This is a genomic window from Pseudomonas mosselii (genome assembly GCF_019823065.1).
Classification (GTDB): domain Bacteria; phylum Pseudomonadota; class Gammaproteobacteria; order Pseudomonadales; family Pseudomonadaceae; genus Aquipseudomonas; species Aquipseudomonas mosselii.
In genome coordinates, this window is the sequence record NZ_CP081966.1 from 4,671,734 (window position 1) to 4,691,865 (window position 20,132).

Annotated in this window: 17 protein-coding genes, 1 tRNA gene and 2 pseudogenes; 7 read left to right on the plus strand and 13 right to left on the minus strand. The window is 63.0% G+C overall.

The features are described from left to right. Positions 1–5: 5 nt before the first annotated feature. The gene (locus tag K5H97_RS21595; protein ID WP_028693000.1) at positions 6–1,823 is read right to left on the minus strand and encodes a hypothetical protein; all 1,818 of its coding nucleotides are present in this window, start codon (positions 1,821–1,823) and stop codon (positions 6–8) included. 373 nt (positions 1,824–2,196) lie between these two features. Continuing rightward, positions 2,197–2,388 (minus strand): DUF4223 family protein, encoded by a 192-nt coding sequence (locus K5H97_RS21600; RefSeq protein WP_023630554.1) that lies wholly within the window; start codon positions 2,386–2,388, stop codon positions 2,197–2,199. Positions 2,389–2,832: 444 nt separating this feature from the next. Here K5H97_RS21600 and K5H97_RS21605 point away from each other — a divergent pair, with 444 nt between their 5' ends. Continuing rightward, a complete protein-coding gene (locus K5H97_RS21605; RefSeq protein WP_232108779.1) occupies positions 2,833–3,066 on the plus strand; it encodes a hypothetical protein in 234 nt (77 codons plus the stop codon). Positions 3,067–3,275: 209 nt separating this feature from the next. Here the strand turns inward: K5H97_RS21605 and K5H97_RS21610 are convergent, their stop codons facing one another. The 7 genes from K5H97_RS21610 to dapA all read right to left on the minus strand — a co-directional run bounded on the left by K5H97_RS21610 (position 3,276) and on the right by dapA (position 7,938). After that, positions 3,276–3,518, minus strand: a complete 243-nt coding sequence (locus K5H97_RS21610; RefSeq protein WP_028692999.1) for a hypothetical protein — start codon at positions 3,516–3,518, stop codon at positions 3,276–3,278. A gap of 11 nt (positions 3,519–3,529) precedes the next feature. Further along, a complete protein-coding gene (locus K5H97_RS21615; protein WP_028692998.1) occupies positions 3,530–4,009 on the minus strand; it encodes a hypothetical protein in 480 nt (159 codons plus the stop codon). Positions 4,010–4,237: 228 nt separating this feature from the next. Beyond that, positions 4,238–4,327: transfer RNA gene (locus K5H97_RS21620), tRNA-Ser, on the minus strand. Positions 4,328–4,418: 91 nt separating this feature from the next. Further along, the gene (purC, locus tag K5H97_RS21625) at positions 4,419–5,129 is read right to left on the minus strand and encodes a phosphoribosylaminoimidazolesuccinocarboxamide synthase (protein WP_004375217.1); all 711 of its coding nucleotides are present in this window, start codon (positions 5,127–5,129) and stop codon (positions 4,419–4,421) included. A gap of 29 nt (positions 5,130–5,158) precedes the next feature. Then, on the minus strand, positions 5,159–5,917 hold the full coding sequence (locus K5H97_RS21630; RefSeq protein ID WP_028692997.1) for an MBL fold metallo-hydrolase: 759 nt from the start codon (positions 5,915–5,917) through the stop codon (positions 5,159–5,161). After that, a complete protein-coding gene (gene bamC / locus K5H97_RS21635) occupies positions 5,918–7,033 on the minus strand; it encodes an outer membrane protein assembly factor BamC (RefSeq protein WP_028692996.1) in 1,116 nt (371 codons plus the stop codon). A gap of 17 nt (positions 7,034–7,050) precedes the next feature. Then, positions 7,051–7,938: a 4-hydroxy-tetrahydrodipicolinate synthase gene (gene dapA / locus K5H97_RS21640; protein ID WP_028692995.1), complete on the minus strand. Its 888-nt coding sequence runs from the start codon at positions 7,936–7,938 to the stop codon at positions 7,051–7,053. A gap of 260 nt (positions 7,939–8,198) precedes the next feature. Between dapA and K5H97_RS21645 the strand changes: the two genes are divergently transcribed. Both K5H97_RS21645 and K5H97_RS21650 read left to right on the plus strand, forming a co-directional pair. Then, the gene (locus tag K5H97_RS21645; RefSeq protein ID WP_028692994.1) at positions 8,199–8,759 is read left to right on the plus strand and encodes a glycine cleavage system protein R; all 561 of its coding nucleotides are present in this window, start codon (positions 8,199–8,201) and stop codon (positions 8,757–8,759) included. 10 nt (positions 8,760–8,769) lie between these two features. Continuing rightward, on the plus strand, positions 8,770–9,243 hold the full coding sequence (locus K5H97_RS21650; protein ID WP_028692993.1) for a peroxiredoxin: 474 nt from the start codon (positions 8,770–8,772) through the stop codon (positions 9,241–9,243). Positions 9,244–9,273: 30 nt separating this feature from the next. Here the strand turns inward: K5H97_RS21650 and K5H97_RS21655 are convergent, their stop codons facing one another. Together K5H97_RS21655 and K5H97_RS21660 are read right to left on the minus strand one after the other, a co-directional pair. Next, on the minus strand, positions 9,274–10,344 hold the full coding sequence (locus K5H97_RS21655) for an AI-2E family transporter (RefSeq protein WP_028692992.1): 1,071 nt from the start codon (positions 10,342–10,344) through the stop codon (positions 9,274–9,276). Positions 10,345–10,364: 20 nt separating this feature from the next. Further along, positions 10,365–10,604, minus strand: coding sequence for a sulfurtransferase TusA family protein (locus K5H97_RS21660; RefSeq protein WP_028692991.1), 240 nt, complete (start codon positions 10,602–10,604; stop codon positions 10,365–10,367). 107 nt (positions 10,605–10,711) lie between these two features. Here K5H97_RS21660 and K5H97_RS21665 point away from each other — a divergent pair, with 107 nt between their 5' ends. Next, positions 10,712–12,148 carry a M48 family metalloprotease gene (locus K5H97_RS21665; protein WP_028692990.1) on the plus strand — a complete coding sequence of 479 codons (1,437 nt, stop codon included), beginning with the start codon at positions 10,712–10,714 and terminating at the stop codon, positions 12,146–12,148. A 152-nt stretch (positions 12,149–12,300) separates the two neighbouring features. Here K5H97_RS21665 and nadA read toward each other — a convergent pair whose 3' ends face one another. Further along, the gene (nadA, locus tag K5H97_RS21670; protein ID WP_028692989.1) at positions 12,301–13,359 is read right to left on the minus strand and encodes a quinolinate synthase NadA; all 1,059 of its coding nucleotides are present in this window, start codon (positions 13,357–13,359) and stop codon (positions 12,301–12,303) included. Between the two features lie 235 nt (positions 13,360–13,594). Further along, positions 13,595–15,106, minus strand: coding sequence for a YdgA family protein (locus tag K5H97_RS21675; protein ID WP_028692988.1), 1,512 nt, complete (start codon positions 15,104–15,106; stop codon positions 13,595–13,597). Between the two features lie 429 nt (positions 15,107–15,535). Between K5H97_RS21675 and K5H97_RS21680 the strand changes: the two genes are divergently transcribed. The 3 genes and pseudogenes from K5H97_RS21680 to K5H97_RS30100 all read left to right on the plus strand — a co-directional run. Further along, positions 15,536–16,888, plus strand: coding sequence for an APC family permease (locus K5H97_RS21680; protein ID WP_028692987.1), 1,353 nt, complete (start codon positions 15,536–15,538; stop codon positions 16,886–16,888). 275 nt (positions 16,889–17,163) lie between these two features. Further along, a pseudogene (locus tag K5H97_RS30095) lies at positions 17,164–18,213 on the plus strand (PDC sensor domain-containing protein); the annotation flags it as partial. A 348-nt stretch (positions 18,214–18,561) separates the two neighbouring features. After that, positions 18,562–19,071 (plus strand): annotated as a pseudogene (locus K5H97_RS30100) (methyl-accepting chemotaxis protein); the annotation flags it as partial. Positions 19,072–20,132 lie beyond the last annotated feature (1,061 nt).

The following is a 20,132-nucleotide window of genomic DNA, read 5'->3' on the forward strand; positions in this document are numbered from 1 at the left end:
GCTCCTCAGGCGCCTTGCGCGGCCAGGTACTTCATCGCAACACTCGCCCCCACCTTCACCGGCAGTGGCTTGCCCTGGTAGGTAGCGTTGCCGAGTATCACGAAGGCCTTGCAGGCCTGGTCACCGGTGTAGGGCGCCATGCTGGCCACCACCTGGTTCTCGTCGTCACTGGACCAGCGCCAGTTGGCCGCATCGTTGTCGGCCTTGGTGTTGCCGGTCTGCAACAGCGTGGAAATCGTCACCCCGACGGTCTTCGGATCACCCTGCACTTCGGCCACGTACTGGCTGAAGGTCTGCCAGCGAGCCGCCACCGGCTTGTCGTCCTGCAGCATGTAGTTGACCAGCACGCCCACCCCGGTGCTCTGGCGTGGTTGCAGGTTCTCGATGTCCTTCTCGTCCTGGTTCTTCCAGGCCTGGAAGATCGCGCCCACGCTCTGGAAGGCGACGTAGATCACCGCCCCTTCGATCAGGGTCGGCAAGGCCTTGGTCATGATCCAGTTGCCGACGCCGTTGACCACCTTCATCAGCGCGCCGGGCTCGACGTTCACATCGGTGTCGATGTCCACGTCGACGTCGATGTCGATATCCGTCTCGGTGTCGGTCACCACATCGATGTCCACGTCGATGTCCACATCCACGTCCACATCGACCACGGCGATGAAATCGACGTCCACATCGATGTCGATATCCACGTCGACGTCCACATCGATGTCGATGTCGATATCCACGTCCACATCGACGTCGATATCCACGTCGATGTCCACGTCGACGTTGACAGGATCCGCCGCGTCGCCCACGCCACTCCCGGCGCCGGCGGTGTCACCGGTGCTGTTGAGGCTGTCCTGGATGCGGCTGATCAGCTTGCCGGTGTTCTGCGCCAGCCACTGCATGCCGTTGGCCACGGTGCCCAGCAGGTTGATCGCGGCGTCGAGGGTCATCGCCAGCTGCACGGTGAACAGCGCGCCATAGGCCATGTCGTAGGCCACCGCGTACCAGGGTAGTTGCGGACTCTGGTAGGACTGGGCGATGAACTGCTGGCCGTCATAGGTACCGACGAAGGCCCAGGTGATCACGTCGGGTTTGCCCTCCCACGTGAGGTCGCGGATGAACCCGGTGGTGTTGAAGCCGTGCTTGTCGTCGGCGCCAGGGCTGGTCAACTGGCCGTACTGGAACTGCAGCGCAGTGCTGCCGCCCGTGCTGGGGCTGTAGTTGGCCTTGCCGCCGGCGATGGTCAGCGTGCCCACAGAGGTGGTGGGCAGGATGAAACCCATGGAGTTGCCGCTGGGCGGCTCGTAGCAGTAGTAGGTACCCGGATAGGCGTACAGCTGGTTGTTGGCCCAGTAGCCCAAGGCCGAGAACAGCGCGAAACTCACCCCGGGGTAGCCATTGGCGGCGAAGAAAGAGGCAGCCTTGTCGTTGAGGGCGTTGGCCGGGGTTTCACTGACCAGCTCGGAGAATTCCAGGGCGGTGGGGGTGAAGGGCTGGCTGATGAACGACTGGTAGAACGCCCAACCGGAGTTGGCCGTGGTCACATCCTGATTGCCGACCTGAACCTGCTCCGAATCCGGCAGCAAGGCATTGGCCACCTGCACCAGCAAGGGAAACTGGTCGCTCTGGCGCACGATCACCAGTCGCGCCAGGCTCTCGGTAAGTGGCAGCGTGGTGCTCTGGTTGGCGCCCACCGAGCCTTGCAGGGTATACACGGCGGTATAGTCCGCCGGATTGGTGGAAGGCGGATCGGTCGCTGGGTTCTTGTTGAGGGTGGTGTAGATGTCCAGCGCCAGGTTGGTGTTGTTGGTGATCTGGACGGGGTAGGTGGCCATCTCGATGCATCTCCCTTGCCTTCGAACAGCGCCAGGGCGCCGGGTTGAGACTCGACGGGCCAAGGAAGAGGAAAGGAGCGCGAGCGCGCAGGCGTGCAGACGGCATACGCAGTGGGATGCGAGCCGTATGCCGTCCATGGTCGGGGATCCAGACTCGTCCTGAGGCTGTCAGTCAGGGTGTCATGCACTATAGCGAGCGGCCGAGTACGGCAATGGAACAGTTGGCGATATGCCAGCAGCGTTCAATTGCCAATGCGTACCCAGGGCGGAATTGTCAGGAAAGGCGGCCCAGACAAACAAAAACCCCCGGCCACATCCATGGTCGGGGGTTTTGGATCAGGCTGTGAACAACCCGATCAGGGTATTTCCAAGATTACTGCTGCTGAGGCAGTTTATCGATCGGGCCGCAGCCGCCGATGATCTTGGAGATGGAAACCGATGGGTGGAACAGGTAGTCGTACGAGCAGTTCTTAGGCTGGTTGTAGACTTGGCCAGTGCAACCGGACAGCAGGGCAACGCCCGAAACGACAGCAACAGCGACAGTAGCTTTGATCAGCTTTTTCATAAAAATCCTTTAAGTCCATGATCCACCATCAAACGGATGGCGCGCGGATCATACGGGAAAGGGCGGTGAGAATGAAAGGCGTTAGAACAGGTGCACTAGTTGACGGGGGTCAACTAACAAGTTGTTGGTACGGAAGCTAGCGGGTTGAACTACTTGCTAAAACGTTACAGGCTGGTAGTTCCTTTCAGCTTCCTACAGATTTTCATCTGACATTCCTGATTCCATGTAGTCCATTTTCCAAGCACACTTTTTCCCCATTCAAGCCATTTCAGCTGCTCGATGCGAGGCCTAGTCTCGACCGGTCGTTGCCAACTCAATGGCCGGCTTTGGCAGGCCGAATCTTACTCCGAGCACGTGCGCCCCTTATGGCGGCAGTACGTGGGGCACCTTGTGTGCGCCGGGTCTCGGAGTCCTCGGTCTGTCAACCCACGTACCGCTGCCCCCTTGTTTGACAGCAAGCTTGTTGCAGCACCACCGACTCCGCAGATGCATATGTGCAAGATGGTTCCAGATCCGCCAAACAGCTTTGACGACGCTCCACATCAGATTGAAGATTTACTCGTTCATATCGCCGAGTACCTCGTCTGTGCCCTCACCGCCGCCCAGCACGCCGCCATGATCCACACCAAGCCGCCGGGCCAGGTCATGGGCCTGAGCCGTGTACAGGCAAGGCATTGATCGCGCCCTGAGCGATATCGCGCTGACTCAGGACCTGAAGAACGCACCTACTTTCTTAGCCGCCGCCCACTATCTCACCGGCATGGCCAAAGCACTGTCGCAAGATGTCTCTCACGCAGTGACGAACTGCCCCGCTGGTTGATGCAAAAAGCCCCGTAGCGCGAACTACGGGGCTTTCAGCAAAGATATCGGTAGAGACCTTTATCGCATCAACCAAGCTGTTCGAATCGCCGCCGCCTGACGAACAGGCCCACGCCCAACCCCGTGGCAAGGACCGACAGCAATCCCAGGTCCAACCCGAACAAACGGGCTTGGCTAACAATGATGCAACCGACGACACCAATCACCACCAGCGCCACCCCCAGCCACTTGCGCAACGGGTAAGGCCTGAGGAACCGATCCAGCAGGCCATAAAGCAACAGGCCGATGACCGCATAGGTAATTTCGGACACAGGCGCCTCCCTCAGGTCTTGATGATCAGGGTCGAAGTGGAGTGCTGCGGACCGATGCCGCCATTGACCTGCGCCTCGATGCTGACCAGCACATCGCCAGCATGGTAGGTAGGCAAGACGTCATTGGCATAGGCACGCACCCCCGCGCCCACCGGCACGCCAACGTAAGGAGAGGCTACAGAGCTGGCAGCGGCGGCGAACGCCGAGGCGGCAAGGTTGGCAACCTTGGTGCGCTGGGCATTGAGGGTATCGCCCTGCTGGCGGGTCAACGGCTTGGAGATACCGATCTTCATCACGCACGGCAGCCCTTTGGCCAGCATCCTGTCGTACGTCTCGACGACCTTGCTGTTGACCTCGTAGTGGGCACTCTTCGCTTCGCCAAAATGCAGCTCGCGCAAACGCCCGCGCTCGCTGTCGGTCAGGGTGATCTGCGAGACGTTGAAGACGATCCCGTGATTACCCATGTATTGAAAAGTACCCTCGAACTTCATTGCACGCGTCCTTACGAAACAAAGGTCGCGATTCTCTACGAGAGCAGCGCCGCTGCAAATCGTGGCAGGTTGCCAGCAAGCGCCGAAGGCCCGCGGTTTTCCTGCTGCCGGTATTCCTTTTTTCAGGACCGCGGACCCGATGCTGACGCACGCTATCAGCAAGTTGCCATAAAAAACACGGGCAATGAAAAAAGCCCCGAGACATTAATCTCGGGGCTTTTCCATGTATGGCGGAGAGATAGGGATTTGAACCCTAGGTACTGTTGCCAGTACAACGGATTTCGAATCCGTCCCGTTCGACCACTCCGGCATCTCTCCAATGGCGCGCATCATACCAGCGATTTCGTTTCTGGCAAACCTTTTTTGAAAAAAATTCGCGTGGTATCAGGCGCTTGCGTGAACGCGCCGCTTACAGCGGCACGCCCAGGCGTTTGGCAACTTCTTCGTAGGCTTCGATCACGTCGCCCAGGCCCTGACGGAAGCGGTCCTTGTCCATCTTCTTGCGGGTCTCTTTGTCCCACAGGCGGCAGCCGTCCGGGCTGAATTCGTCGCCCAGGACGATCTGGCCGTGGAACACGCCAAACTCCAGCTTGAAGTCGACCAGCAGCAGGCCTGCGTCGTCGAACAGCTTGCTCAGCACTTCGTTGACCTTCAGCGACAGCTTCTTCATCTCGGCCAGCTGCTCGGCGGTGCCCCAGCCGAAAGCGACAACGTGGGATTCGTTGATGAAGGGGTCGCCCTTTTCGTCGTTCTTCAGGAACAGCTCGAAGGTGGACGGCTCCAGCTTGATGCCCTCCTCCACGCCCAGGCGCTTGACCAGGCTGCCGGCGGCGTAGTTGCGCACCACGCACTCGACCGGGATCATGTCGAGCTTCTTCACCAGGCACTCGTTGTCGCCCAGCAGCTTGTCGAACTGGGTCGGCACGCCGGCTTCTTCGAGCTTCTGCATGATGAAGGCATTGAACTTGTTGTTCACCATGCCCTTACGATCCAGTTGTTCGATGCGCTTGCCGTCGAACGCCGAGGTGTCGTTACGGAACAGCAGGATCAAGCGGTCGGCGTCGTCGGTCTTGTAAACCGATTTGGCCTTGCCGCGGTAGAGTTCGTCGCGTTTTTCCATGATGGGCTCCGCTTGCTTGAGTGGGTGGGCTAGGCGATTTGACGCCAGTCGAGCCCATGATCCTGATTCGCCACCTGGAGCCAGTCCGGGTCGCACCCGAGGGCGTCGACGAAGCACTGACGGGCCAGATGTGGCAGGTTGTTCTTGCTGCTGAGGTGGGCCAGCACCAGGTGCTGCAGGTTCTGCCAGCCCAACTCGGCCACCAGGCTCGCGGCCTGGTGGTTGTTCAAATGTCCCTGGCTGCCGCCGACCCGCAGCTTGAGAAAGTGCGGGTAGTGCCCACGGGCCAGCAGGTCGCGGCAGTGGTTGGCCTCGATCAGCAGGGCATCGAGCCCCTGATAGCGCTCCAACAGCCGCGCGTCGTAACTACCCAGGTCGGTGAGCATGCCAAAGCGCCGACGACCATCGCTGATCACGTACTGCAGCGGCTCGTAGGCATCATGCTCGACCCGTGCCGCGCTGACCTGCAGATCGCCGATCTGCAGCACATCGCCACAACCGAGAAAACCGGAGACCTCGACCGGCTTGCGCATGCCGCGCAATGTGCCCTGGCTGAGGTAGACCGGTACATTGTAGCGGCGCGAGAGCAACCCCACCCCATGCACGTGGTCGGCATGTTCGTGGGTCACCAGCACCGCGCTCAACTGCGTGGCCGCCACCCCGAGCAGCGCCAGGCGCCGCTCGGTCTCGCGAAGGGAAAAGCCGCAATCGACCAGGATGAAGGTATCACCACTGGCGACGAGCGTGCCGTTTCCCTGGCTACCGCTTCCTAGAACCGCGAAGCGCACTTAGCCCAGGTGGTCCTGGATCGCGCTCAGCACGCGGCGGGCGACATCGGCCGGGGCCACGGTGTTGATGTTCTTCTCGACGGTCACCTGGACGTTTTCGCCGACCTTGCTCAGGCGCACCTGGTAGCGCTCGGCACGGGCTTCACGCTCTTCCTTGCTCGGCTCGCTGCCGAACAGGCGGCTGAAGAAGCCAGGCTCCTTCTGCTTGTCGTCGGGCTTCTCGGACAGGTTGATGTAGTACAGGCCCAGGCTGCGGTTGATGTCCTCGACACGCCACTCGCCCTGCTCCAGGGCGCGGCCGACGCCAGACCAGGCGCGGTCCAGGTCGGAACCCAGGAACAGCACCGGGTTGCCGCTGCCGTCCTCGCTCAGGCTGACCTGGCTCGGGGCATCGAAGTCGCGCGCGGCCAGCAGCGAGACCGAACCGCCCTTCTCGGCGCTGCGGTTCATGCTGGCGAGCATTTCGTCGACCAGCAGCGCGTCGGTGCCGGTGTTACTGGAGGCGGACGGAAAATCAGGCTCGGCAGTGCTGCCGGCCGGACGCTCGACGCTGACCACATACACCTCGGAGGTGTTGCGCTGCACGCCGGGCTCCATGCGCACCCGCACGCGGACTTCGCTGTCCGGGCTGCTGGAGGTACTGGCCAAGCGCTGGCCGAGGGAGGCCGACAGCTCGTCGAAGCGCTGCCAGGTGGTGTTGAATTCACCGGTCTGCGGGCGCTCTTCAGCGATGCGGAAACCGTTGTCCTCGAAGAACTGGCGGGTCACCGGCCAGACTTCGGCGGGCGAGCGCTGGGCCAGCACCCAACGGCTGTTGCCGCTGCGCTGCAGGCTGAAATCGCTGATGTCGGCGGTGGCCGACAGCGGCTGTGGACGGGGTACCTCGAACTCGCCGGTGGCGCGATCGTCGGCCACGTTGCGCGGGATCGGCAGCAGCGGATCCAGGCGCTTGACGTTGCTGGCGTCCGGCGGCAGCTGCATCGGCGCGGTCGGTTGCGCCTGCAGGTAGTCGCTGCCACGGTCGCGGAAATAGCCATCCTCGCCCCACAGCCAGCCGCACCCGCTGGTGCTGGAGATGATCAGGGCGAGAGCGGAAAGACCAGCCAGTCGCTTCATGCGGTGTACTTCCTCGATTAAACCAGTACGCCGGACTGGCGCAAGGCAGTACGGACTTTTTCGTGACAGCCTTCGCTCAGCCAGGTCAGTGGCAGGCGGATGCCCTGCTGCATCAGGCCCATTTCCACCAGCGCCCATTTCACCGGAATCGGGTTGGCTTCGCAGAACAGGTCTTTGTGCAACGGCATGAGTTTTTCGTTGATCGCGCGGGCCTTCTCGGCATTGCCCTCAAGGGCGGCCTCGCACAGATCGGCCATTTCGCGCGGGGCGACGTTGGCGGTGACGGAGATGTTGCCCTTGCCGCCCATCAGGATCAGCTCGACGGCGGTCGGATCGTCGCCGGACAGGACGATGAAGTCCTTGTCGACGCCGTCCAGGATGGCCTTGGCACGGACCAGGTCGCCGGTGGCTTCCTTGATGCCGATGATGTTCTTGACCTTCGACAGGCGGATCACGGTGTCGGCCTGCATGTCGCAGGAGGTGCGACCGGGGACGTTGTAGAGGATCTGCGGGATGTCGACGGCTTCGGCGATGTGCTTGAAGTGCTGGTACAGGCCTTCCTGGGTCGGCTTGTTGTAGTACGGGACCACCAGCAGGCAGGCGTCGGCGCCGGCATTCTTGGCGTTCTTGGTCAGGTGCACGGCTTCGGCAGTGGAGTTGGCACCGGTACCGGCGATTACCGGGATCCGCTTGTTGCTGTGCTTGACCCGCTCGACCACGTGCTTGATGACCAGGATGTGCTCTTCGACATCCAGCGTGGCGGACTCGCCGGTGGTGCCGACAGCTACGATCGCGTGGGTGCCGTTTTCCAGGTGGAAGTCTACAAGCTTGTCGAGGCTGTCCCAGTCCAGACGCCCTTGTGCATCCATGGGAGTGACCAATGCCACCATACTGCCCGCAATCATGTAACTGCTCCTGCCGGAAAAAGAGAGCGGTAATGGTACTGGCGCCATCGGCCTTGCACAAGCGAAGCAGGCGGGCGGAGCATTCCCCTTCGCGCCGCTTTTCGCTACCCTTGATCCTTTGATCGGTGCAGCACGGCCCGCCGGGCCGTCGACAGTGCTACCGGCCTGCGTCCACAGCCGCCAAAACCGGCCCGGGCCCTGCTGATGCAGGAGGCTTGCCCCCGTCCTGCACCGACCGCTCATCGCTTTAGGAATGCTGCATGTCCACCCCCACCGTTCGCGAACAATTTCTCGTCATCAGCGCCTTGGGCCCCAACCCCATGGAGCTGGCCAACGTTCTCAGCCGCGCGGCCTTCGACAACCGCTGCGCGGTAGTCACCTCGCGTCTGTCGCGCCACGGCGAGACCAGCGCCCTGGTGCTGCAGGTCGGCGGCAGCTGGGATGCCCTGGCCCGCCTCGAAGCCACCCTGCCGGGCCTGGGCAAGAAGCACGGCCTGACCCTGGACGTGGTGCGCAGCGCCGACCAGGAAGTACGCCCGCAGGCCCTGCCTTATGTGGCCTACGTCAGCGCCGCCTATCGCCCGGACATCATCAACGAGCTGTGCCAGTTCTTCCTCGACCACCGCGTCGAGCTCGAAGCGATGACCTGCGACACCTACCTCGCGCCGCAGACCGGCAGCAGCATGCTCAACGCCCAGTTCACCGTAATCCTGCCGGCCGGCACCCAGATCAGCTGGCTGCGCGATCAGTTCCTCGACTTCGCCGACGCCCTGAACCTGGACGCGCTGATCGAACCGTGGCGCCCACAGAACCCCATGTAAGGAAGCTCCCATGGCCGTAGCACTCGACCAACCCGTCGCCGATTTCCAGGTCCAGGCCACCAGCGGCCAGACCGTCAGCCTTGCCGACCTGAAGGGCCAGCAGGTGGTGTTGTACTTCTATCCCAAGGACAGCACCCCGGGCTGCACCACCGAAGGCCAGGGCTTCCGCGACCAATACGCGGCGTTCCAGGCGGCCAACACCGTGGTGTTCGGCGTGTCGCGCGATGGCATCAAGTCGCACGAGAACTTCAAGGCCAAGCAGGCGTTTCCCTTCGAGCTGATCAGCGACAAGGACGAAGCACTGTGCCAGCTGTTCGACGTGATCAAGCTGAAGAAGCTGTACGGCAAGGAGTATCTGGGCGTGGACCGCAGCACCTTCCTGATCGACAAGGACGGTGTGCTGCGCCAGGAATGGCGCGCAGTGAAGGTGCCGGGGCATGTGGATGCCGTATTGGTGGCGGCGCAGAACCTCAACAAGGCTTGAGATCGTTGGGGCTGCAAAGCAGCCCCAGACCTACAGCATCGGCGCCACAGACCTGTCCTGCCGCGGCCAGGCATCCAGCACCGCCTTGAACAGCGTCGCCAGCGGGATCGCGAAGAAGATCCCCCAGAACCCCCACAGCCCGCCGAACAGCAGCACCGCGCAGATGATCGCCACCGGGTGCAGGCTCACTGCCTCGGAGAACAGCAGCGGCACCAGCACGTTGCCATCGAGTGCCTGGATGATCGCGTACACCGCCATCAGGTAGATGAACTGATCGCCCCAACCCCACTGGAACAGCGCGATCAGCGTCACCGGCACCGTTACCACCACCGCGCCGACATACGGCACCACCACCGACAGGCCCACCAGCAGCGCCAGCAAGGCGGCATAGTTGAGGCCAAGGCTGATGAAGGCGATATAGGTGGCAATCCCGCAGATCAGGATCTCGATGCCCTTGCCGCGAATGTAGTTGGCGATCTGCCGGTTCATCTCGTCGCCCACCCGGTTTAGCAGCGTACGCTCGCGCGGCAGGTAGCCGCTGACCCAGCGCCCGATCAGCTCGCGGTCCTTGAGGAAGAAGAACACCAGGATCGGCACCAGCACCAGGTAGATCATCGCATTGACTAGCAACGGCAGGCTCGACAGCGAGAAGGTCAGCGCCCACTGGCCGAACTTGCCGATCTCGCCGCGCACCGATTCGATGGCACGCAGCACCTGCTCATCCGACACCAGGTGCGGATAGCGCTCGGGCAACAGCAGCAACAACGACTGCCACTTGCCGAGCATCCCCGGCAACTCGTTGAACAAGGTGATCAGCTGATGCCAGAGCAGCGGCACCAGCACCAGCATGAACACTGCCAGCGCACCCATGAACAGGGCGAACACCAGCCAGACCGCCAGCCTGGACGGCACCTTCAAGCGCTCCAGGGCATTGACCAGGCCCTGCATGAGAAACGCCAGGACCATGCCCGCCAGCACCGGCGCGAGCATGCCGCCCAGGGTCAGCACCACGGTGAAGGCCAGGAACAGCAGGACCGCCAGCACCACAGCCTCCTCGTCGGAGAAGTAGCGCTGCATCCAGTCGCGAAGCACTTTGAACATTGACGATCCTTGGAAAAGACTCAGGCCTTGCGCAGCCAGTAGGTGTAAACGCCGGCCTCGGCCGTTTCATGCAGCAGCGTATGGCCGGCCAGTTGGGCGAAAGTGCGGAAGTCGCGCTGGGAGCCGCCGTCGGTGGCGATCACCTTGAGCACCGCGCCACTGGCCAGGCGATTGAGTTCCATCTTGGCCTTGAGCAGCGGCAACGGGCAGTTCAGCCCGCTGGCGTCAAGCTCGGCGTCGCTGGTCGGGGTATCACTCATCGGGCGCGTCTCCGGGGTATGGACAGAAAGGTCCGGTAGGATACCGCCACTGGTCGGCATCGCGCGACCCGGCTACAGTAAGGCTTTTGACCGACGCGAGCTTCTGCATGAATCTACTGCGCCCCACCCTGTTGACGCTGGCCTGCCTGATGGCCCTTCCCGGCCACGCCGACGACCTGCCGTCACTGGGCGACGCCAGCTCCGCGATCGTCTCGCCGCAACAGGAACACCAGCTCGGCCGCGCCTGGCTGAGCCTGTTGCGCGGCCAGGTCAACCAGCTGAACGACCCGCAGCTCAAGGACTACGTCGAGACCACCGTGTACAAGCTGGCCGAGACCAGCCAGCTGCAGGACAGGCGCCTGGAGTTCATCCTCATCGACAGCAAGGAGCTCAACGCCTTCGCTGCCCCGGGCGGTATCGTCGGCGTCAACGGCGGATTGTTCCTCAATGCGCAATCGGAGGGTGAGTACGCCTCGGTACTGGCTCACGAACTGGCGCACTTGTCGCAACGCCACTTCGCCCGCGGCGTCGAGGCCCAGCAGCGCATGCAGTTGCCGATGATGGCGGCCCTGCTGGCCGGTATCGTCCTGGCCGCGGGTGGTGGTGGCGATGCCGGCATCGGCGTGATCGCTGGCACCCAGGCCGCCGCGATCCAGGAGCAGCGGCGCTTCTCACGGCAAAACGAGCAGGAGGCCGACCGCATCGGCATCCTCAACCTGGAGAAGGCCGGCTACGATCCGCGCAACATGCCCAGCATGTTCGAACGCCTGGCCCGCCAGTACCGCTACGATGCCAAGCCGCCGGAGTTCCTGCTGACTCACCCGGTCACCGAATCACGTATTGCCGACACCCGCAACCGCGCCGAGCAGGCGCCCAAAGGTGGCGTCGAGGATAGCCTGCGCTACCAGCTGATCCGTGCGCGGGTACAGCTCACCTACGAAGGCACCCCGGGCCTGGCCGCCAAGCGCTTCCGCGCCCAGCTCGACGAGAATCCACAGATGGACGCCGCGCGCTATGGCCTGGCGCTGGCGCAGATCAAGGGTGGCCAGCTCAACGAAGCGCGGGAGAACCTCAAGCCGCTGCTGGCCAAGGCGCCCAACGACATTACCTACAACCTCGCGCAGATCGACCTGGACATCACCAACAACCGCCTGGCCGATGCCCAGCAACGCGCCCAGCGCATGCAGGCGCTGTACCCAGCCAACTATCCGTTGAAACAGGTGCGCGCCGACCTGCTGATCAAGCAGAACAAGCCGGCCGAAGCGGAAAAGGTGCTGGACGACCTGGTCAAGAATCGACCCGACGACCCGGACGTGTGGTACGACGTTGCCGAAGTGCGCGGGTTGTCGGGCAACACCATCGGCCTGCACCGTGCCCGCGCCGAGTACTTCACCCTGGTCGGCGATTTCGACCAGGCGATCCAGCAGCTCGACTACGCCAAGCGCCGCTCGGGCAGCAACTTCCCGCTGGCCTCGCAGATCGACCAGCGCCAGCGCGAGATCATGGAGCAGCAGCGAATGGTCAAGGAGATGATGGGGCGCTAGGCCTGGCACTGATCACGCTGTAGGAGCGGTCTTGTGTCGCGAAAGGGCCGCGAAGCGGCCCGTGTTTCCTGCGTGAACCTGAACATCTTGTGGCCGCTGTGCGGCCCTTTCGCGACACAAGGCCGCTCCCACAGGATGATGCTCACCTTGCTTCAGGCGTTGCCCGACAACTTCAACCGCGCCGCCTGGGTGAAATCGAGCATGCGGTTCAGCGGCTTGATCGCCTTGGGAATCAGCGCAGGCTCGACGAAGATCTCGTTGCTGCCCTTGCGCAGGCAGTCCAACGTGCGCTCCAGGGTGTTCATCGCCATCCACGGGCAATGCGCGCAGCTGCGACAGGCCGCGCCATTGCCGGCGGTCGGCGCCTCGACGAACTCCTTGTCCGGGCACAGCTGTTGCATCTTGTAGAAGATGCCGCGGTCGGTGGCGACGATGAAGGTCTTGTTCGGCAGGGTCTGCGCCGCCTTGATCAGCTGGCTGGTGGAGCCCACCGCGTCGGCCAGCTCGATCACCGCTTCCGGGGACTCCGGATGGACCAGGATCGCCGCGTCCGGGTACAGCGCCTTCATGTCGGCCAGCTGGCGCGACTTGAACTCTTCGTGAACGATGCAGGCACCGTCCCACAGCAGCATGTCGGCACCGGTCTGCTTCTGGATGTAGCGGCCCAGGTGCTGGTCAGGGCCCCAGATGATGGTCTCGCCGTTGTCCATCAGGCTTTCGACGATCTCCAACGCGCAACTGGAGGTCACCACCCAGTCGGCACGGGCCTTCACCGCAGCGGAGGTGTTGGCATAGACCACCACGGTACGCTCGGGATGCTGGTCGCAAAACGCCGAAAACGCCTCGACCGGGCAACCGAGGTCGAGGGAGCAGGTCGCCTCGAGGGTAGGCATCAGCACGCGTTTTTCCGGGGTGAGGATCTTCGCGGTTTCGCCCATGAAACGCACACCCGCCACCACCACGGTCTCGGCCGGGTGGTTCTTGCCGAAGCGCGCCATCTCCAGCGAGTCGGACACACAGCCGCCGGTTTCCTCGGCCAGGGCCTGGATCACCGGGTCGCAATAGTAGTGGGCCACCAGCACGGCATTCTGCTTTTTCAGCTCGGAGGCGATGGCCGCACGGTATTCGGCCTCCTGCGCGGGCGTCAGCGGGTTGGGCTGCTTGGCATCGAGGTGGGCCTGGACCAACAGGCGTTCGGAAATCTGGGTCATGATCGCTGGACCTGCGGGGCGCTTGAGCGCGTCAGTCGAGTGTATCACCCGGCCCTGGCAGATCGGCTAATGGTGCCGGACGGCCAGCGTCTCGGCCCCTCTGCGGGCGCGGATTCTTATCGGACGCGAAGGCTACAGGCAATCGGAGGGATGCAAAAGGGGTTTTTGCGGGGAGGGCCCATCGCGGGGCAAGCCCGCTCCCACGAAGACGACGGGAGCGGGTCTGCCTGAGGGATCAGCCCTGCGGCTGGAGCGCGGCCAGGTGGCCGCTGATCAGCATGGCGAACTCTTCGACAGTCATCTTCTTGCCGTTGAAGTCGACCATGCCGTCGGCGTATTGCAGGCTCGACACCACGTCGCTGCCCTGCACCGTGGCCATGCCGCTCTGCAGCGCCATCATGCCGACCATTTCACCGGCCTGGCTGGACTGCTGGGCGATGGCCTGGGCATCGGTCTCACCCTCAAGCAGCGCCTGCAAGGTGGCCAGGTCGGCGACCATCGGCTTGGAAACGCTGAGCTTGGCCTTCAGTTGCGTCAGCAACTGCTTGCCCAACTGATCAGGCGGCAGGTCGAACGAGCTCGGGCTGGCAAAGTCCATCGCCAGGTTGAAGCGGCTCTCGCCATTGGCGGTCTTGAACGCCAGCTTCTCCACCGCCACCTGCGGCTTGGCCACCAGCAGCTTCTGCAGGTCACCCTGAACCTTGGCCTGCTCCTCGGGGGTCATTTCCAGCGACGGCGCCTCGCCATCGGCGGCGGCCTGCTGCATCTGCGGCAGCTGGGTCTGGTACCACTCCATCAACGCCTGCATGGCCGGGATGTCGATGGATTTCATGGTCAGGACCATTTCCGCGCTGCCCACCTTGCGACCGGCGTAGCTGATCTCATCGACCTTGTATTCCAGGCGCCCGGCCAGCTTGTCCTTGGCCTCGCCCTCGGCGTTGTACAGGTTGTTCTGCTGCAGGCCCTTGAGTACCAGCACTTCCTGCTTCGGCCCGAAGGTCACCTGGGTGTCGGCCAGGGCCAGATCGAAGTTGCCGACATAGACCATGTCATGGGCGGTCTCGCTGAGCTTGCCACCGGCCTTGAAACCGTTGAGCAGGATCTTCACTGGCGCCTGCTGCTCGTCGACGAAGTTCAGCTCGAGGTGCTCGGCGCTGCTGTGGATCTCCACCGCCTTGCCTTCACGGTCGCCGCGCAGCTTGAGCTGCAGGCCGGAGAAGTCCAGGACATTGCCGCCGTCTTCCTTGAGCGTGACCGGCGCCAGGCGAATGTCGCTGTCGACGCTGCCGCCGTAACCGAGGCTGACCTGGGCGGTGACCGGCGACTTGTCGCCGGCGGCGGTGAACCAGCCGCTGGTGAAGTCATCCTTGTCCAGCGCGCTGTTGCTGGTGGCCATGACCGGCATCAGCTTGAAGGCCTTGACCCGCGACCAGGGGAACGGGCCGTGCTCGATCTGGTCGGTCACGCCCACCTGGAAGTTCAATGCCTCGGCTTCGCCGAGCTGGACGTTCTCGGCCTTCAGGCGGTAGTGCGCGGTACTGGTAAAGAAGTGCTGGTCCAGCGAGACCAGTTCGATGGTCATGCTGCCGCCGTTGCCGGCCAGGGCTTTCTTCAGCTCTTCGTTGCCGCGGGCGACGGAGCGTTCCAGCTCCGCGGGCAGCTGCTTGCCGGTGTACCAGGCGCCAGCGGTGGTTGCGACGGCGATGGCCACGGCCAGACCGGAAAGGATGCCTACTGATTTCTTCATGAATAGAACCGATTGCTGTCCATAGGGAGATCGTTGGAGCGGTCCACGGAAACGAGGCCGCGCTGGAGATGGCAAGAATACCACTGGCACCCGGCTCACGCGGTAATGCGTGAGGCATTTTGTCTGTCGCCACACAGCCGGGCACGGAGTTCACCGGAACAAGGCTTGTAAATTTTTACGAACATCAAAATCGACTTACGATCTGCTCAATCGGCCAAAAGCACTGCATAACGGCCAAATAAACCGATTAACTTCCCATCCGCTTGGCACTCTGTCATGTTTAACTTGACACTCAAACGACCATCGTTGTTTATTTCGCGCACCCCGCAGCTCCAACATAAAAGGTGAACAACATGGAGCCCATCCGCTCGACCTTGTCGTGCCCGTCATCTGCCGTGCCCGTTGTTTCGATCAAGGAGCAGCGCCCGCATGCAGCCTGACCACAGCGCCCCCGGCAACACCCAGTTCCGCAAGTCCCTGCGCCTCTGGCATGTGGTGATCATCGGCCTGGCCTACCTCACCCCGATGACCGTGTTCGACACCTTCGGCATCGTCTCCGGCATCACCGCCGGACATGTACCCAGCGCCTACCTCCTGGCCCTGGCCGGTATCCTGTTCACCGCCGTGAGCTACGGCACCCTGGTGCGGCGCTTCCCACAGTCGGGCTCGGCCTATACCTACACCCAACGCGCCATCAACCCGCACGTGGGCTTCCTGGTGGGCTGGTCGTCGCTGCTGGACTACCTGCTGCTGCCCATGGTCAACGCGCTGCTGGCCAAGCTCTACCTATCGGCAATGTTCCCCGAGGTACCGGCCTGGGTATGGGTGGCCGGGTTCGTCACCCTGATCAGCCTGATCAACATGCGCAGCGTCAACCTGGTGGCGCACTTCAACCTGCTGTTCGTCGCCGTGCAGGTGGCGATCATCGGCGTGTTCATCTACCTGTGCTGGCGTGGACTGGGCCACGGCGAGGGGCTGGGCACCGCCTGGAGCCTGGTGCCGTTCGCCGACGACCAGACCCAGTTCGCCGCCCTCGCCGCCGGTGCGACCATCCTGTGCTTCTCGTTCCTGGGCTTCGACGCGGTGACCTGCCTGTCGGAAGAGACTCGCGACCCGGGCAAGACCATCCCACGGGCGATCTTCCTCACCGCGCTGATCGGCGGCGTGGTGTTCATCGGCGTGTCCTACTTCATCCAGGCCTACTTCCCGACCATGGCACGCTTCCACGACCAGGAGGCGGCCCTGCCGGAAATCGCCCTGTACGTCGGCGGCAAGTTGTTCCAGTCGATCTTCATCGCCTGCACGGTGATCAACACCATCGCCTCGGGCCTGGCCTCGCAGACCAGCGTGTCGCGCCTGCTGTACGTGATGGGTCGTGACAACGTGATCCCGGCCGGTGTGTTCGCCCGCCTGCACCCGCGCTACAAGACCCCAGTGCTGAACATCGCCGTGGTCGGCCTGATCTCGCTGTCGGCAATCTTCTTCGACCTGGTCACCGCCACCTCGGTGATCAACTTCGGCGCGCTGGTGGCGTTCAGCTTCGTCAACCTGTCGGTGATCAACCACTGCTACATCCGCGAGGGCCAGAACAAGGGCCTGACGAACAACCTCAAGTATCTGGTGGCGCCGACGATAGGCTTCTGCATCATTGTCTCGCTGTGGCTGGACCTGAACGAACACTCGCTGTTGTTCGGCGGTGTCTGGGCCCTGCTTGGCGTGCTCTACCTGGCCTGGCTGACCAAGGCCTTCAGGGTAGCGCCACCGAACTGCATCGCCGACTGACCCCGCCGACGCCCGCCTGACCGCGGGCGTCCTGTTTGCCCGAGAAGGAAAAGCCCATGTTGCTGCGCCGTCTCTCCATCCAGTGGAAGATCACCCTGCTCGCCGGTCTGTGCCTGCTGGCCATCGTCGCCCTGCTGGTGGCCACTTCGCTCACCCAGGCCCGGCGCAGCGCCGAGCAGGTGTTCCTGGCCAACACCGAGCTGCTCGACCACAGCGCCCGCCTGCGCCTGCAGGCCCACGGCGAGACCCAGGCCCTGCGTATACAGCGCTACTTCATGGACGCCTACCAGTACGGCAACGGCTTCGCCCGCCTGGTGCAGGCGCTCAAGGCCCGTGGCGGCAGTGACCTGCGCGCCGACCTCAGCCGCGAGGCGCGCGCCGCCCTGGCTGGCAACGCCGACCTGATCGGCCTTTATCTCGTGTTCCAGCCCAACGCCCTGGATCATCAGGATGCTCGCTTCGTCGGCCAGGCCGACAACGGCAGCAACGACAGCGGCCGCTTCTCCCTGTACTGGTCGCAGCCCGGCACCGGTACCCTCGAGGTGGAGGCAATGCCCGAGTCGATGCTCGCCGACACCAGCATCGGCGCCAACGGCTCGCCCTACAACCGCTGGCTGACCTGCCCGCTGGAGACCGCCAAGGCCTGCGTGCTCGACCCGTACTTCGACGAGGTCAACGGCCACCAGGTGCTGATGACCAGCATCGCCCTGCCGCTGTTGGAAAACGGCAAGGTGGTGGGCGTGGTCGGCCTGGACATCGGCCTGGACAACCTGCAGCAACTGAGCCTGGCCGGCCGCCAGGAGCTGTTCGATGGACAGGGCCAGGTCAGTATTGTCAGCCCTTCGGGCCTGCTCGCCGGCCACAGCCAGGACGCCCGCCAACTGAGCAAGACCTTGCAGCAGGCCTTCGGCGCCAGCGCCACCGCGCTGCTCGGCCCGCTGCGCGCCGGCCAGGCGGTCGAGCGCCTGGACGGCGACACCATGCGCATTTCCCGGCCTTTCACCCCGATCCCCGGCGCGGCGCCATGGCAGGTCCTGCTCGAGCTGCCTGAACAAGTGCTGCAGGCCCCCGCCGTCGCCCTCAATCTGCGCCTGGACAGCCAGAACCAGAGCGCCAACCTGGTCAGCCTGCTGATCGGCCTGGGCGCCGCCGTGCTGGGGCTGCTGCTGGTGTGGCTGACCGCCCGCGGCGTGACCCGGCCGATCCTGGCCGTGGCCGCGCGCCTGAAGGACATCGCCAGCGGCGAAGGCGACCTGACCCGTCGCCTGGACTACGCCCGCGACGACGAACTGGGCCAGCTGACCGGCTGGTTCAACCGTTTCCTCGACAAGCTCCAGCCGGTGATCGCCCAGCTCAAGGGTTCCCTGCAGGAGGCCCGTGGTACGGCCGACCAGTCGGCGCTGATCGCCAGCCAGACCAGTGACGGCATGCAGCAACAGCACCGCGAGATCGAGCAGGTGGCCACCGCCGCCAATGAGATGAGCGCCACTGCCCACGACGTCGCCCACAATGCCGCCCAGGCAGCGCAAGCGGCGCGCGGCGCCGATCAGGCGACCCGCGACGGCCTGGCGCGGGTGTCCGCCACCCGTGAAGCGATTGGCGCACTGGCCGGCGGCATGGACGCGGCCATGGAAGAGGCGCGTGCCCTGGAAAGCCGCGGCGAGCAGATCGGCTCGGTACTGGAGGTGATTCGCGCCATCGCCGAGCAGACCAACCTGCTGGCGCTCAACGCCGCCATCGAGGCCGCCCGCGCCGGAGAGGCAGGGCGTGGTTTCGCGGTGGTCGCCGACGAAGTGCGCAACCTGGCTCAGCGTACGCAGGTCTCGGTGGAGGAGATCCGCCAGGTGATCGAGGGGCTGCAGCAAGGCACCCAGGACGTGGTGGGCGCGATGCACGCCGGCCAGCGTCAGGCCCAGGACAGCGCCGCGCAGATGGAACAGACGCTGCCGGCGCTGCAGCGGATCGGCGAGGCGGTGGCGGTGATCACCGACATGAACCTGCAGATCGCCTCGGCGGCCGAGGAACAGAGCGCCGTGGCCGAGGAGGTCAACCGCAACGTGGCGGTGATACGTGATGTGACCGAGTCGCTGGCCGGACAGGCCGACGAGTCGGCGCGGATCAGCCAGGCGCTGAACCGTCTGGCCAACCAGCAGCAGGTGTTGATGGAGCAGTTCCGGGTATAGCCGTTGTTTGATCTTGATCTTGATCGCAAGGTTAACCCCTTCCCCACTAGCGACAGCTGCGTCAGCCCAGGCGCCGCCCGTACCTTCGCGACTTCAGGAGGCCGAACGCAGGTCTTGCGCAGGGAGGTGACGGGCATGGATGCCCGTCAAGCGCTGGGGCCCAGGATGGGCCCTGCAGCGCGGTCCTCCCGGGAGCAAGGCCGGAGTGAGGGAACCCCGGAGCGAAGCGTAGGGGCCGGATGAACGGAGCGCAGCGTTTTTTGGTTACTTTTTGTCGCGTTTGACAAAAAGTGACTCGCCGTAAGGGCGAAAAGGTGACTCTGCGTCACCATCGCAAATGAATGCGCTTACAACAATAAATACCGACACCGACCGTCTTTGACTTTGACTTTGACTTTGACTTTGACTTTGACTTTGACTTTGACTTTGACTTTGACTTTGACTTTGACTTTGACTTTGACTTTTAAATAGTTTGTTTTAAAAGTTATACGCGCATTCATTTACGATGGTGACGCAAAGTCACCTTTCCGCCCTTACGGCGGGTCCCTTTTTGAAGGATCAAAAAGGAACCAAAAAATCCTCGCTCCATTCATCCGGCCCCTACGCTTCGCTCCGGGGTCCCCTCGCTCCGTTCTTGCTCCCGGGAGGACCGCGCTGAACGCCCCATCCTGGGGCGCAGCGCTTGACGGGCATCCATGCCCGTCACCTCCCTACGCAAGAACTCCACTCGGCCTCCTGAAGTCGCAATTGGTGTTGCCTGATCTACCGCGCGCTTAAAAGCAAACAGCAAACAGCAAACAGCAAACAGCAAACAGCAAACAGCAAACAGCAAACAGCAAACAGCAAACAGCAAACAGCAAACAGCAAACAGCAAACAGCAAACAGCAAACAGCAAACAGCAAACAGCAAACAGCAAACAGCAAACAGCAAACAGCAAACAGCAAACAGCAAACAGCAAACAGCAAACAGCAAACAGCAAACAGCAAACAGCAAACAGCAAACAGCAAACAGCAAACAGCAAACAGCAAACAGCAAACAGCAAACAGCAAACAGCAAACAGC

Coding starts and splice junctions, on each gene's coding strand:
- K5H97_RS21660 (WP_028692991.1), bottom strand. CDS start 10,604: ATGAGTGATACCCCGACCAGCGACGCCGAGCTTGACGCCAGCGGGCTG.
- K5H97_RS21650 (WP_028692993.1), top strand. CDS start 8,770: ATGGCCGTAGCACTCGACCAACCCGTCGCCGATTTCCAGGTCCAGGCC.
- K5H97_RS21665 (WP_028692990.1), top strand. CDS start 10,712: ATGAATCTACTGCGCCCCACCCTGTTGACGCTGGCCTGCCTGATGGCC.
- bamC (WP_028692996.1), bottom strand. CDS start 7,033: ATGAAGCGACTGGCTGGTCTTTCCGCTCTCGCCCTGATCATCTCCAGC.
- K5H97_RS21655 (WP_028692992.1), bottom strand. CDS start 10,344: ATGTTCAAAGTGCTTCGCGACTGGATGCAGCGCTACTTCTCCGACGAG.
- K5H97_RS21595 (WP_028693000.1), bottom strand. CDS start 1,823: ATGGCCACCTACCCCGTCCAGATCACCAACAACACCAACCTGGCGCTG.
- K5H97_RS21645 (WP_028692994.1), top strand. CDS start 8,199: ATGTCCACCCCCACCGTTCGCGAACAATTTCTCGTCATCAGCGCCTTG.
- nadA (WP_028692989.1), bottom strand. CDS start 13,359: ATGACCCAGATTTCCGAACGCCTGTTGGTCCAGGCCCACCTCGATGCC.
- K5H97_RS21615 (WP_028692998.1), bottom strand. CDS start 4,009: ATGAAGTTCGAGGGTACTTTTCAATACATGGGTAATCACGGGATCGTC.
- dapA (WP_028692995.1), bottom strand. CDS start 7,938: ATGATTGCGGGCAGTATGGTGGCATTGGTCACTCCCATGGATGCACAA.
- K5H97_RS21675 (WP_028692988.1), bottom strand. CDS start 15,106: ATGAAGAAATCAGTAGGCATCCTTTCCGGTCTGGCCGTGGCCATCGCC.
- K5H97_RS21680 (WP_028692987.1), top strand. CDS start 15,536: ATGCAGCCTGACCACAGCGCCCCCGGCAACACCCAGTTCCGCAAGTCC.
- K5H97_RS21600 (WP_023630554.1), bottom strand. CDS start 2,388: ATGAAAAAGCTGATCAAAGCTACTGTCGCTGTTGCTGTCGTTTCGGGC.
- purC (WP_004375217.1), bottom strand. CDS start 5,129: ATGGAAAAACGCGACGAACTCTACCGCGGCAAGGCCAAATCGGTTTAC.